We start from the raw sequence: 13020 nt of genomic DNA, 5'->3' as shown, positions 1-13020 counted from the left end.
CCAATGCGGCACGTCCTCATGAGTGGCTGGACGCCCATCTTCATCGCCTGCGGGCCTCTGGCGCACGCCGGCAAGACCCTCTCCGCGCGACTCTTCCTGGAGTTCTGCCGGGCGAACGGGCCACCGCCCCTGGCCTTCGACCTCAACCCGCACGATGCGGAGCTGACTGCGACAACGAACGGCGCGGCCGAGATCGTCAACCTCTCCACCACCGCCGGACAGATGCGGCTGTTCGAGGGCATGCTGCAGGCGGGGCCGGAAGCGCGTATCGTCGACCTGTGGCACGGCTCCTACGAGCCGTTCCTCGACCTCATGGAGCAGATGGACTTCGCCTCGGAAGCCGCCCTGCGCGACTTCAGGCTGGTGCTGCTGCTGCACGGATGTTCGCTCGAGGAGCTCGACGTCCATGCCGCGCAGCTGCGCGCCCGCATCAACCCGGCGGAGACCATCGTTGTGCTCAACGAGCACATCTGCGAGGCGGCCGGCTCGGCCTTCGCGCGTTTCGAGCATTGCCTGGCGATCCCCCCGCTCGCGCCCTCCATCCTGCGCCGGCTGGAGCGCATGCGGCTCGGGCTCGTCGAGGGGACCGACGCCGAACACGGCCTGCCCTCCATGGTGGCCCGCAGCTGCCTGCGGGACTGGCTGACTCAGGTCTTCGCGCAGTTCCACTGCATCGAGCTGCGCCACCGTCTCGGCGCGACCACCTTCAACCCGGGCTGAGCACCCCGCCGTCACACCCGCGCAGGGTGCCTCGCCGTCCGCTTCTGCGGCTCCTCGTCGAGGTCGCCTCGGGCGAGGTTGTCGATGATGGGGCAGTGGGGCCGGTCGTCGCCCTGGCAATGGTCGGCGAGATGCCTGAGCGTGCTCACCATCTCGCGGATCTGCCGCATCTTCTCCTCGAGATCGGCGATATGGGTGGTGGCGATGCGCTTGACGTCGGCGCTGGCACGCCCGCGGTCGGCCCAGAGGGCGAGCAGCTCGCCGATCTCCTTGACGGAGAAGCCGAGGTCGCGCGCACGGCGGATGAAGCGCAGCCGGTGGATATCGCTCGTCGAATAGACGCGGTAGCCCGCCTCGGTGCGCGCGACGCTGGCGACGAGGCCGATCTGTTCGTAGTAGCGGATCATCTTGGCCGAGACGCCGGAGGCGGCCGCGGCTTCGCCGATGTTCATGGGTTTGCTCCTCAGCTTCCGGCGCCTGCCGGCTGCGGCGGCGAAAACCGCCGCAGCCGCAGGGCGTTGGTGACGACGAAGACGCTCGACAGGGCCATGGCACCGGCGGCCAGCATCGGCGACAGCAGGATGCCGGCAGCCGGATAGAGCACGCCCGCCGCCACGGGGATGAGCGCGACGTTGTAGGCGAAGGCCCAGAAGAGGTTTTCGGTGATGTTGCGCATGGTCGCCCGCGACAGGGCGAGCGCCGTCGCGACCCCGGTGAGAGCGCCCGACATCAGCACCACGTCGGCGCTCTCGATGGCGACATCCGTCCCGGTGCCGATGGCGATGCCGACATCGGCGGCGGCGAGCGCCGGCGCATCGTTGATGCCGTCGCCGACGAAGGCGACGGGGCCGGCGCGCTTCAGCCGCTCGACGACCTCGACCTTGCCGCCGGGCAAGACCTCCGCCTCCACGGCGTCGATGCCGAGACGCCGGGCGACCGCCTCGGCCGTGCGCCGGTTGTCGCCCGTGATCATCACGACGGACAGGCCGAGCGCATGCAGGGCCGCCAGAGCGGCCGGCGTCGAGGGCTTGACCGTGTCCGCGACGGCGACGATGGCGGCGAGACGCCCGTCGACGGCGACATAGAGCGGCGTGCGCCCCTCGTCCGCGAGCCGCGCCGCCTCTTCGGCGAAGGGCGCGACGGCCACGCCGAGCCGTTGCATCAGGCGGTCCGCGCCGACCTCGACCCGGCGGCCCGCGATGACGGCGCTGACACCGAAGCCGGGATCCGCCGAAAAGGCTTCGGCGGGGGTGAGGCCAAGGCCCCGCTCCTCGGCGGCGCGCACCACAGCCTGGGCGATCGGGTGCTCGGAGCGCGCCTCGGCCGAGGCGAGGAGGCTGAGCACCTCGGCCTCGTCGAAGCCCTCCGCGGTGACGAGGTCGGTCAGCGACGGCCGGCCCTCGGTCAGGGTGCCCGTCTTGTCGAGGGCGACGGTGCGCACGCCGCGCAGGCTCTGCAGCGCGTCCCCCTTGCGGAAGAGGACGCCGAGCTCCGCCGCCCGGCCCGTGGCGACCATGATCGAGGTGGGTGTCGCGAGCCCCATGGCGCAGGGGCAGGCGATGATGAGCACCGCGACCGCATTGACGAGCGCAAAGGACAGCGCCGGATCGGGGCCGAGGGCCAACCAGGCGAGGAAGGTCGCGCTCGCGACGGCGACGACCGCCGGCACGAACCAGGCCGTGACCTTGTCGACGAGGCCCTGGATGGGCAGCTTCGCGCCCTGGGCCGCCTCGACCATGCGGATGATCTGGGCGAGCAGCGTCTCGGCGCCCACCTTGGTGGCGCGGAAGGTGAAGGAGCCGGTGCCGTTGACGGTGCCCGCCACCACCTCCGCCCCCGCCTCCTTGGCGACGGGGACCGGCTCGCCCGTGATCATCGATTCGTCGACGAAGGAACGGCCGTCCACGACCTCGCCGTCGACGGCGATGCGCTCGCCCGGGCGCACCACGACGACATCGCCCGCCGCGACCTCGCCGATGGCGATCTCGCGCTCGATGCCGTCGCGCAGGACGCGCGCCGTGCGCGGCTGCAGGCCGACGAGGCGGCGCACGGCCTCGCCGGTGCGGCCCTTCGCCCGCGCCTCCAGATAGCGGCCGACGAGGATGAGGGTGACGATGACCGCCGCCGCCTCGAAATAGACGTGGGTCGTCTCGGCCGGCAGCAGGGCGGGAGCAAAGGTCGCCACGCTCGAATAGAGGAAGGCCGCGCCCGCGCCGAGCACGACGAGGGCGTTCATGTCCGGCGCGCCGCGCACAAGGGCGGGCACGCCCTTCGCGAAGAAGCGGCGGCCGGGCAGGGCGAGCACGGCGGCCGTCAGCGCGAACTGCAGCGGCCAGTTGAGATCGCCGAGCGTCGCCATCACCCAGTGGTGGAAATCGGAGAAGAGATGAGCCCCCATCTCCACGACGACGATCGGCAGCGTCATGACGGCGGCCAGGGCGACGTCGCGGCGCAGGATGCGCGCCTCCTCGTCGCGCCGGTCCGTCGCCTCGGCCTCGCCGGCCGCGTCCCCGTCGAGCGGGCGCATGCCGTAGCCGGCCCGCTCCACCGCCGCGACGAGCGCAGCCGCGTCGACCGTACCTGCGGCATGCCGCACGAGGGCCTCGCCGGTGGCGAGGTTGACGCTCGCCGCGATGACGCCGGGCACCGCGCGGAGCGCCTTCTCGATACGCGCGACGCAGGAGGCGCAGGTCATGCCGTCGACGGCGAAGCGGCTGGTCTCGACGGCGACCGAATAGCCGGCCTCGGCGACGGCGGCGACGACGGGCGCGATATCGGCGTCGCGGCCGGCGAAGGCGATGCGCGCCCGCTCGGTCGCGAGATTGACGTCGGCCGCCGCGACACCGGAGGCGTCGGCGATGGCCCTCTCGACGCGCCGCACGCAGGAGGCGCAGGTCATGCCCTCGATGGGCAGGAAAACCGTCGGGCCCTGCGCGGCGACGGCGCCGGCCGAGCCGGCCTCGTCGGGTGATCTCTTCATCGGCAACTCCCGCATGTCTCGAAGTTGCCCCTCACATGAGGCTTCCCATGATGGGAAGGTCAAGGGCCGTTGCAAGAGCCGTTGCAAGGGCCCTCCATCGGCTGACGCCGCTTGACCTTACCATGATGGGAAGGATTAGACAGGGCCGGAATCATTCATTCCGGAGATCATCCATGCTCACGTTCCAGGTTCCCGAGATGAGCTGCGGCCATTGCGTCGCGGCCATCGAGCGCGCCGTCAAGGCGCTCGATGCCCACGCCGAGGTTGCCGTCGACCTTCCCGCCCGCAAGGTGACGGTCAAGACGACGCGCGACGAGGCCGAGATCCGCCGCGCCATCGACGAAGCCGGCTATCAGGCGGAGCGGATCGCCGCCTGAGCGGTGTCAGTCGAGGCACTCCTCGCAGATCGCGCGCAGGTGGCGGACGTCGGTGCCGCAGCAGCCGCCGAGCACGCACACGTGCTGCATGAGCCCCTGGCGCAACGTCCTGTAGCGCCGGCCGAGATCGGCCGGATCGCCGGGATCGAGCTCGGTCGCCGCGTCGAGCTCGGCATGGCTCATGGCCGAGGCATTGGCGCGGATGCCGCCGATGCGGCGGCGCCAGGGGGCATCCGCGGCCGCCTCGTCGAGCACTCCGGAAAAATGCGTCGGATGTGCGCAGTTGATCATGTAATAGGCGGGATAGCCGCCGGTCTCGTCATCCACCATCGCGATGGCTTCGGCAAGGCTCTCGCCGGACGGCAGCCGCCCGTCGGTCTCCACCGTGAACGAAATGGCGACCGGCATGGCGTTCGCCCGCGCGGCGCGGGCGATGCCGGCGGCCTCGCGCGCATAGGTCATGGTGATGGCGCTCACCATGTCGGCCTCCGTGGCCGCGAGCGCGTCGACCTGATGGCCGTGGTAGCTCTCCGCCTCCGCGGGCGACATGCTGGTGTCGGCGACATAGCCGTCGCCGCGCGGGCCGATGGCCCCGTTGATGACGATGGGGGTGCCGGCGGCCTCGAAACGCCGGCGCAGCTCCTCCGCAAGCGTGACGGAGGCCCGCTGCACCCGGGCGAGGTCGGCCATGGTATAGCCGAGGCGCGCACCCCACTCAGGGCTGGCCCGCCACGTCGCCGTGTCGAGCACGAAGCCGACGCCGCGGGCGCGGGCGAGCTCGAGATAGGGCACGAAATAACGGCTCAGGCGCTCGCGGCCCTCCTCGTCGAGCACGAGAGGAAAGGCGGCAAAGCAGGGCAGGTCGAGATTGTCGTGAAAGACGAGGGTGGTCTCCAGCCCGCCATCCGCCAGGAAGGGCTGACCGTCGAGCTGCGGCAGTCGCTGTCGGTAGAGTGCCATCGTCCGCTCCTTTCAGCGTGCAACGGCCCATGAGGCGCGCTCGCGGCGCGCACCGTCCGTGCCGGGGCGCACATGGCGCCCGGCCGGGAGCGGCTATCCTAGCGCAGCGCGCGGCTACGCCTCCTCGACCTGCGTCTCGCCCACCTCGACGATCTCCACGCCGTGCTCGGCGCACAACTCGCGCAAGGGGGCGGAGGTCAACCGGTCGGTCACGAAGACATCGACCTCGCGCAGGTCGGCGATGCGGACCGGCGCCGTGCGGTCGAGCTTGTGCGCATCGGCGACGAGGACGACGCGGCGCGCATTCTCGATGATGGCGCGCGCCACCCGCACCTCCCGGTAGTCGAAATCGAGCAGCGCACCGTCCTCGTCGATGGCCGAGGCGCCGATGACCGCATAGTCCACCTTGAACTGGCGCACGAACTCGACCGCGGCCGAGCCGATGATGGCCCCGTCGGCGCGGCGCACCGGCCCGCCCGCGAGGATGACTTCGATGGCCGGGTGGCGGTAGAGCAGCGTCGCCACGTTGAGGTTGTTGGTGATGACGAGCAGGCCCTCGTGGTCGACGAGCGCGCGCGCCACCTCCTCCGTCGTCGTGCCGATGTTGATGAAGAGCGAGGCGTTGTTGGGCACCAGCCGCGCCGCCGCCTCGCCGATCGCCCGCTTGCTGGTGTGGGCGATGAGGCGGCGGGCCTCGTAGGACAGGTTCTCGACGCCCGAGACGACGATGGCGCCGCCGTGCACCCGCGTCATCAGCCGCCGGTCGCAGAGCTCGTTGAGATCCTTGCGGATGGTCTGCGGCGTCACCTCGAAGCGCCCGGCGAGATCCTCGACATTGACACGGCCCTGGACGCGCGCGATGGCCAGGATGTCCTGCTGGCGCGGGGTGATGCTGTCGCTCATGGGGCCGCCCTTGCCGCTCGGGCCGATTCGGATCAGGGCGATTGTGAGGGCAGCCTGAGGCCGGAGGCAACGAGCTTATCCCAGATTTCCTCGGCGCTCTCGGCGAAATCGATCAGCTCGAGATCGTGCGGGGAGATCGTCCCCTCCTCGGCCAGGGCGTTGAAATTGATGATCGAGCGCCAGTAGCTCTCGTCGTAGAGCACGACGGGCAGGCGCGGCGCCTTCTGCGTCTGCTGCAGGGTGAGCAGCTCGAACAATTCGTCGAGCGTGCCGAAACCGCCGGGGAAGACGACGAGGGCATTGGCGCGCATGGCGAGATGCATCTTGCGCATCGCGAAATAATGGAAGCGGAAGGTGAGCTCGGGCGTCGAATAGGCGTTCGGCTCCTGCTCGTGCTGCAGGGTGATGTTGAAGCCGATGGAGGGCGCGCCGGCCTCGAAGGCGCCGCGGTTCGCCGCCTCCATGATGCCGGGCCCGCCGCCCGTGGCGATGACGTTGTCGCGCTGGCCGTCGCCGTGCTCCATGGCCCCGCCACGCTCGGAGGCGATGCGGCCGAAGCGGCGCGCCTCCTCGTACCAGCGGGCGCGGCGGGCGAGCTGCTTGCGCTCGCGGTCGCCGATCGCCTCGTCCTCGGCCGCAGCGTCGAGCGGCCGGGCGCGCGCGGTGCCGAAGACGACGATGGTGGAGCGCACGCCCCAGTCGCGCAGCGCCTCCTCGGCCTTGGCATATTCGAGCAGGAAGCGCACGCCGCGCATGGAATCCCCGAGCAGGAAGTCCTGGTCCAGCGCCGGCAGGCGGTAGGAGGGGGATTGCATCTGCTGCCGGTTGTCCTCGGTCGTCACCGCCTGCCTCGCTCGTTCAGCGTCGTTTCGAACCCTTCCCGATTAGCAGGCCCGGCGGCTTTGTCGAGCCCGCGGGGTCAGCGCCGGCGCAGCAGCGTCTGCTCGCGCAGGAAGATGAAGAGGCCCGCCGCGATGATGATGGCCGCGCCCGCGAGCATGGCCGCATCCGGGATGTCGCCGAAGACGAGATAGCCGAGGATGACCGCCCAGACGATCAGCATGTACTGGTAGGGCGCGAGCACCGAAGCGCTGGCGTGCTTGAGCGCCCGCGTCACGCTGATGTGGGCCGCGAGCGCCACGACGCCGAGGAGAGACAGCAGCGCGAAATCGCCCGCCTCCGGCGGCACCCAGCCGAAGGGCGCGAGCGCGATGCCGAAGACGAGCGCGCCGAGCGTCTGCCAGAAGACGAGGGACGTGTCGCTCGTGCCGCGCAGGTGGCGCGTCGTGATCATCAAGAGCGCGAAGAAGATGCTGCCGAGCAGCGCCACGAGCGCATAGACGTCGAGCGTCGCCGCCGACGGGCGCAGCGCGATGAGAACGCCGGCAAAGCCGACGAGCACCGCCGTCCAGCGCCGCCAGCCGACCTTCTCGCGCAGGAAGAGCGCCGACAGCGCCGTCACGTAGATGGGGCCGGCGAGATAATAGGTGACGACGTCGGCGAGCGGCAGGCCGATGACCGCCCAGTAGAAGAACACGACTTCCAAGGTGGCGAAGACGACGCGGGCGAGCTGCAGCCCCGGCTTCGGCAGCGTGAGGATATTGCCGAGGCCCTCGCGCCACACGAAGGGTGCAAGGACGAGAAGCGCCGCGAAGCTGCGGATCAGCAGCACCTGCGCCACCGTGAAGGTGGCGACCAGCCATTTGCCGAGCACGTCGTTGACGGAAAACATGAAGATGCCGAGCATCATCAGGCTGATGCCCAGGAGGGCGTTGCCGGGCGGCGACGCCTTGGAGGCGGCCGCGTCATCCTCGCGTGCCGGTGTTGCCGACATGGTGCGTCTCCCCGTGGCAGGACATGTGCCGACCTGCTCAATATCCGTGCATCGCCCGGCGCAACGGGAAAGGCAAGCGCGCCGATTGCATGGCTCGCCGGCGGCATTGTGGGGAGGCATCGTCAGCGCGAGGCGCGCGTTGATCGTCGACGGCCGCGGGAAGCGTGACCGGCACCGGGGAGGCAATCGGCCGGCTCCGGCGTGAACCGGAGCCGGCTCGACAGGCCACCTTCAGAATTTCCAGTTCACATTGCCGTGGACGCCGTGCATCTCGGTCGACTTGCTGAACTGCCCCGAATAGGCGACACCCACGGTCAGGTCCTTCGTGAAGGCGGCGTCGAGGCCCGCCTCCACGACACCCACGTTCTTCGCGATCGGCACGCCGTAGACCGTGAAGGGGCTGCTGCCGGCAAAGGCATGGACGGCGCTGAGCGTCGACTTGCCGAAGGCATGGCGCCAGCCGAGCATGCCGCGGGCGGTCAGCGCCATGTCGCCGAGGTCGAACTGGCGCTCGAGGCGCAGGCCCAGGGTGCCATAGAGCTTGTCCGAGGAATGGCCGGTGCCGGTCAGGGCGGCGACACCAACCTTTTCGCGATAGCCGTCCTCCTCGAGCCTGACATAGGCGAGGCCGCCGAAAGGCTCCAGCTTCAGCGCGTTCCAGCGAATCGCGTAGCCGAGATCGCCGTAGGCCTGCAGCGTGCTGGCGTCATAGCTCGAGGCCAGGCTCTCCGAGAAGCCGGGGAAGCGCACGTCGCGCGTGGTCGAGATGTCGTGCCAGGTGTAGCTGGCGCCGAGCTGCAGGCCGAGCCGGTTCCATTCCGCCCCGCCATAGAGGCCGATGTGATAATTGTCGCTTGATGCCCGCGAATGGCGCTCGTCGACGCTGAACCGGGACTTGCTGTAGCCGCCGACGAGGCCGACGCGGAACCTCTCCGCGACCGGCACATCCGCGCCGATGAGGAAGCCGCCCGTGCTGTGATCGAGCGAGGCGGCATTGCCATCGCCGTTGGTGCTGCTCCATGTGCCGAAGCCCTGCCCCCACAGGACGAGACCGTCCTCGATCCTGGGCGGGACCTGCCGCGGCATCGGGTCCTTGATGTTGCGGCTCGGCTCGTGCGTGGGCATCTTGCGGCCGAGGCCGCCGAGGGCGCTGCGCAGGCGGTTGCCCGTCGCCTCGCGGATGAAGCGGCTCTCCTCCAGGAGCCCGGCCTTGGTCGAGGCGTAGATCTCACCCGAGATCTGGTCGAAGGCGTAGCGCGCCTCCTCGTCCGTCTGCAGATAGGCGATGGCGCGGAAGAGTGCGTTGGTCGGGTAGTTGGTGGCGGGATCGCGCTGCCACTTGAGCTCCTGCGCCGCCGTCGCCGCGTTGATCTGGTTGACCGTGCGCCCGGCCTCCTGGAACAGACGATATTGCGCCACGTCGAGATAGACGTTGTTGGCGTCGTAATGGTCCTCCACCCGGTAGAAGGTCGACACCCACGTATCGCCGGTCAGCGTGTAGGTGCCGGTGCGGCCCCCGTCCGCCGTCAGCACCGTGTAGCGGTGCTCGAGCTCGTAGCGGGCCGGATCGATCTTGGTCACGTTGAGGACGGCGCCCGGATCGATCGTCGCCGTGCCAGTGACGTGGATCAGGTCGCTCTCGCCGGTCGAGCGCACCTCGGTCTGGTAGAAGGAGCCGGCCTCCTGCGTGAAGTTGCCGGCGATCGTGAGCGTGCCGATGGGTGTCCTGCCCGGATCGGTCGCGTTGCCCGGGGCGATGGTGCCGCCGGCATGCACGACGGTGGTACCTACCTGCCCGAGGCCTTCGAGCGTGCCGCCGGTGTTGACGTCGACCGTGCCGCCGAGGATGCCGTTGACGGAGAGCGTGCCGGCATCGATGAAAGTACTGCCCGTGAAGCCCGAGCTGTCGGCGGTGAGGCGCGTCACGCCGGAGCCGATCTGCCTGATCGTGCCGGTACCGGTGATCTGACGGTCGAAGACCTTCACGTCGGAGCGGTTGAAGGCGAGGGTGCCGTCGGCGCGGATGTCGACACCGGAGGTGGCGTCGATGGAGCCGGTGGTGCCGCCGTCGCCCAGCTGCAGCGTGCCGCGGAAGATGGTGGTGGGGCCGGTATAGGTATTGGCGCCGGTCAGAATCGTCGTCCCGGTGCCGATCTGCTCGACGGCGCCCGTCCCGCTGATGACCTGGCCGTAGGTATAGGCGTTGGACCGGTTGAACTGCACGACGCCGTCATTGACGATGTCGTTGACGACGTGGCCGGTCTCGCCGGTGTCGTTCGGCCCCTCGTGGCCGATGCGCAGCGTGCCGCCCGAATGCACCGTGACGTTGCCGGCGAGCACGTTGTTGACGACCATGGTGCCGCCGTGGACGTGGGCCGGGCCGGTGAAGCCGGACGAATCCCCGTCCAGCACCGTAAAGCCCTCGAAATGGTTGACGGTGCCGAGGCCGACGAAGCCGGCCTTGAAGCGGTAGTCGAGGGCCTCGTCGCCCGTATGCTTGAAATTGACCGTGCCGGCGCCCTCTCCGAAGCGGACGAAGGCGGCGTCGAGCGTGCCCGGCGCACGCGCATTCGCATCCGTGTCGGTGCCGCCGAGATAGGTCTTCACATCCGCGTACAAGCCGTAGTCGACGCCCTGCGGCGACATGGCACCGATGTTGAGGATGCCGGTGGAGCCGGCTTTCTCGCCGATGACCAGCGTGCCCTCGCCGTCGGCGATGCGCACCGTGCCGCCGTCGTTGATGACGAGGACGCCGGCGGTGTTGCTCTCCGAGGCGAGGGTGAGGGACTGGCGATTGTCCCACAGGCTGTCGGCGCCGGTCACGAGCGCATAGCCGCGCGCCCCCGGCTCCTTGGCGATGACGCCGACCCCATTGTTGACCTCGCCGCCCTGGTCGACGATCAGGTATCCCTCGCCGCGCACGCCGACGTCGAGGCGTCCGCCGCCGCTCATGGTGCCCTGGCTCGTGATCGCGATGCCGACGCCGGTCGCGGTGGCTCCGAGTGCGATGTCTCCCGCCGTGGCCGTCGTCGCCGTCGCCCCGATGGTCCGGATATGGCCGTAGCCCGCCTCGCCGACGATGAGCCGGTCGCCGGTGGTCATCTGGCCCTCATTGACGATCAGGCCCGCGCCCGACGAATTCGTGCCGAGCGTCACCCGGCCGTTGGTGACGGCGGAGCTGCCGGATGCGATGAAAAGCGAGCCGGACCCCGCTTCGCCGACGGTGAGATTGCCGCCGGTGAGAAGGCTGCCCGTCCCGGTCAGGGTGACGGCGCCCGCGACCCCGCCGAGCTGGCCGATGACGGTGCTGCCACTGACCGCGATCGTGCCGCTGTTGCTGACGGAGCCCTGGAAGGCACTGCCGACGATCAGACTGCCGCCCACGGTGGCGGTGCCCGAATTGCTGAAGCTTCCGACGCCGGTCGAGCCGACGACCATCGTGTTGGTGACCGTCAGCGTGCCGAGATTGGTGAGGTTGCCCGCACCGAAGCTGCCGCTGTTCGTTCTGCCGCCGGAAAAGCCGATGAAGAGGTTGCCGGCCGCCGCGCTCGTGGCAGCGGAGATCTGGACGGTATCGTGCTGGACAGGACGGAAGCTCGTGCCGCTTTGATAGGTCGAAAGGCCGATGTTGACGTCCTGCGTCGCCGTCGGAAGGCCGGCAGCCCAGTTGGCTGCGTTGCCCCATTGGTTGTCACCAGCCGCCGCGCAAGTGCTGGTCCCGCACGTGTAGTAAAACGAGCTTCCTCCCGTCCAGGAGTTGGTCTGCGCCAGGGCCGAGGACGACGTCGCCACCACGAGCGCCAACAATGAGCTGCCCAGTTCTATATTTTTAGCCGGCTTCATATTATCCTCTACTCGTTCTGAGCACGGATTGGGTCGAGGCGGGGGTGAGCTTTCAGGATGCCAAGCGGCCGTGCGCGATCCGACGGATCTGCGCCGGACGCGATGCCGATGGCGGCAAGGTTCTGTAGCGAGGAGCGCCCCCCAAAAACGCTGGCCCTTAGCAAAGCCGCCATCACGCCCGCGACTCAAGGCAGCTTGCGGCTTGCGCAAAGCAATCCGCGCACAGGAGCACGATTACCAGTATATCCACAGCCTCATTCGGCCGGCCTGCGTATACATTGATAAGAAATGAAAATTTCTCTTATTTATGAATAACTGTAATATATGGCTGCTTATGCTATATTCATTTCGATATCATCAGATCTTATTATGAAAAGCGTCCGACGGTAAGTTCACCCCGCGCCTGCCTTTGCAATCGGCGCACGCGCATCGCAGCGCACGCCGCGCCGGTGCGACCGCGGCCCGGTCGGCGGAGATGGACGAGGAGAAGTGAAGAGGCGAGCCCGACCCTGGAGGAGGCGCTGCCGGTCCCGTCCAGCGCCTATGCGGGCGCCATGAGCGCCTTCGCGAAGCCCGGCTCGACGAAGCGGACGCTCCCGTCGGGCAGGCCGAGGATGCGGTCGAGGGCGATGCCGTGCATGCGCAGTCGCTCGTCCAGCGCGGCGGCCGCCGCCTCGCCCTCGGGCGTGTCGGCGTTGACGGCGCGGGCGACGGCATCGTGCGTGCTCGTGCCCAGGGCCAGGATGATCTCGGCGACGGCCTGTACGTCCGGCACGTCGAAGACGCCCTCCTCCCGCCCCTGGGCGATGATCCGGGCGAGCGCCGGCAGCGTCACGGCGCCGACGGCGGCGTTCAGCCGGTGGTAGAGCACGAGGTTGCCGGGCCGGAAGATGACGTAGAACATGGCCCGGATGGCCGGCGCCTGCTCCACCTTGAGGCGGCGGGCGCGACCGAGGAAGGCGTTGAGCCGTCCGAGCGCATCGAGCCCCGGCTCGTCGAGGATCGCCTGCAGCTGGGCGAGGCTTTCGCGCGCCATGGCCTCGGCGAGCGCCTCCAGCACATCCTCCTTCGACGCGAAGTGATGATAGAAGCCGCCTTTGGAGATGCCGGCCCGCGCGATGATGTCGTTGATCGTCGTCGCTTCGTAGCCGCGCTCGAAGAACAGCCCCCGGGCGGCCTCGAGAAGCTCGCTGCGGCGCTCCTGCGGATGCTTGACGATGCGGGGCATGCCTCTTGCCTTCGCGCCTTGCTTCTTGACGACCGACCGCCGGTCTGTAATATGACCGACCGTCGGTCGGAAGAATAACGCCGGCGGCGGCTCTGCCGCAACCGGCATTTTCGCCGGCTGACGCAGCGCAATGTGGAACATGCCCCGGCAGGTCATGGTCAGGGTCGGCTAGGGT

10 protein-coding genes are annotated in these 13020 nt (G+C 69.2%); 2 read left to right on the top strand and 8 right to left on the bottom strand.

Translation table 11 applies throughout. The features are described 5' to 3' along the window. The first annotated feature begins 3 nt into the window (after nucleotides 1-3). Complete coding sequence (locus tag AL346_RS08710; RefSeq protein ID WP_019402480.1) at nucleotides 4-720, top strand: hypothetical protein; 717 nt, start codon at nucleotides 4-6, stop codon at nucleotides 718-720. A gap of 11 nt (nucleotides 721-731) precedes the next feature. Here the strand turns inward: AL346_RS08710 and cueR are convergent, their stop codons facing one another. Continuing rightward, nucleotides 732-1172 carry a Cu(I)-responsive transcriptional regulator gene (gene cueR / locus AL346_RS08705; RefSeq protein WP_019402481.1) on the bottom strand — a complete coding sequence of 147 codons (441 nt, stop codon included), beginning with the start codon at nucleotides 1170-1172 and terminating at the stop codon, nucleotides 732-734. Nucleotides 1173-1183: 11 nt separating this feature from the next. Beyond that, nucleotides 1184-3700 (bottom strand): heavy metal translocating P-type ATPase, encoded by a 2517-nt coding sequence (locus AL346_RS08700; RefSeq protein WP_053193532.1) that lies wholly within the window; start codon nucleotides 3698-3700, stop codon nucleotides 1184-1186. Between the two features lie 173 nt (nucleotides 3701-3873). Here AL346_RS08700 and AL346_RS08695 point away from each other — a divergent pair, with 173 nt between their 5' ends. After that, nucleotides 3874-4077, top strand: coding sequence for a heavy-metal-associated domain-containing protein (locus tag AL346_RS08695; protein ID WP_019402483.1), 204 nt, complete (start codon nucleotides 3874-3876; stop codon nucleotides 4075-4077). A 6-nt stretch (nucleotides 4078-4083) separates the two neighbouring features. Here AL346_RS08695 and AL346_RS08690 read toward each other — a convergent pair whose 3' ends face one another. The 6 genes from AL346_RS08690 to AL346_RS08665 form a co-directional block, all read right to left on the bottom strand. Then, nucleotides 4084-5037, bottom strand: a complete 954-nt coding sequence (locus AL346_RS08690) for a homocysteine S-methyltransferase family protein (RefSeq protein WP_019402484.1) — start codon at nucleotides 5035-5037, stop codon at nucleotides 4084-4086. 114 nt (nucleotides 5038-5151) lie between these two features. Continuing rightward, complete coding sequence (locus AL346_RS08685; RefSeq protein WP_019402485.1) at nucleotides 5152-5940, bottom strand: DeoR/GlpR family DNA-binding transcription regulator; 789 nt, start codon at nucleotides 5938-5940, stop codon at nucleotides 5152-5154. 32 nt (nucleotides 5941-5972) lie between these two features. Further along, on the bottom strand, nucleotides 5973-6755 hold the full coding sequence (locus AL346_RS08680; protein ID WP_050996626.1) for a TIGR00730 family Rossman fold protein: 783 nt from the start codon (nucleotides 6753-6755) through the stop codon (nucleotides 5973-5975). A 104-nt stretch (nucleotides 6756-6859) separates the two neighbouring features. Further along, entirely contained in the window at nucleotides 6860-7774 is a 915-nt protein-coding gene (locus tag AL346_RS08675) for a DMT family transporter (protein WP_019402487.1), read from the bottom strand. A 231-nt stretch (nucleotides 7775-8005) separates the two neighbouring features. Continuing rightward, entirely contained in the window at nucleotides 8006-11617 is a 3612-nt protein-coding gene (locus tag AL346_RS08670) for an autotransporter domain-containing protein (protein ID WP_085953011.1), read from the bottom strand. Nucleotides 11618-12158: 541 nt separating this feature from the next. Further along, complete coding sequence (locus tag AL346_RS08665; protein WP_019402489.1) at nucleotides 12159-12845, bottom strand: TetR/AcrR family transcriptional regulator; 687 nt, start codon at nucleotides 12843-12845, stop codon at nucleotides 12159-12161. Nucleotides 12846-13020: the final 175 nt, after the last annotated feature.

It is taken from the genome of Chelatococcus sp. CO-6, from assembly GCF_001271345.1.
GTDB lineage: Bacteria > Pseudomonadota > Alphaproteobacteria > Rhizobiales > Beijerinckiaceae > Chelatococcus_A > Chelatococcus_A caeni.
Note: the sequence above shows the minus strand (reverse complement) of the source record. Positions and strands in the feature narration are given on the sequence as shown.

What these genes read in the sequence shown, in the direction of transcription:
- AL346_RS08710 (WP_019402480.1), top strand. Translation starts at nt 4, where the DNA reads ATGCGGCACGTCCTCATGAGTGGCTGGACGCCCATCTTCATCGCCTGC.
- AL346_RS08695 (WP_019402483.1), top strand. Translation starts at nt 3,874, where the DNA reads ATGCTCACGTTCCAGGTTCCCGAGATGAGCTGCGGCCATTGCGTCGCG.
- cueR (WP_019402481.1), bottom strand. Translation starts at nt 1,172, where the DNA reads ATGAACATCGGCGAAGCCGCGGCCGCCTCCGGCGTCTCGGCCAAGATG.
- AL346_RS08685 (WP_019402485.1), bottom strand. Translation starts at nt 5,940, where the DNA reads ATGAGCGACAGCATCACCCCGCGCCAGCAGGACATCCTGGCCATCGCG.
- AL346_RS08680 (WP_050996626.1), bottom strand. Translation starts at nt 6,755, where the DNA reads ATGCAATCCCCCTCCTACCGCCTGCCGGCGCTGGACCAGGACTTCCTG.
- AL346_RS08675 (WP_019402487.1), bottom strand. Translation starts at nt 7,774, where the DNA reads ATGTCGGCAACACCGGCACGCGAGGATGACGCGGCCGCCTCCAAGGCG.
- AL346_RS08665 (WP_019402489.1), bottom strand. Translation starts at nt 12,845, where the DNA reads ATGCCCCGCATCGTCAAGCATCCGCAGGAGCGCCGCAGCGAGCTTCTC.
- AL346_RS08700 (WP_053193532.1), bottom strand. Translation starts at nt 3,700, where the DNA reads ATGAAGAGATCACCCGACGAGGCCGGCTCGGCCGGCGCCGTCGCCGCG.
- AL346_RS08670 (WP_085953011.1), bottom strand. Translation starts at nt 11,617, where the DNA reads ATGAAGCCGGCTAAAAATATAGAACTGGGCAGCTCATTGTTGGCGCTC.
- AL346_RS08690 (WP_019402484.1), bottom strand. Translation starts at nt 5,037, where the DNA reads ATGGCACTCTACCGACAGCGACTGCCGCAGCTCGACGGTCAGCCCTTC.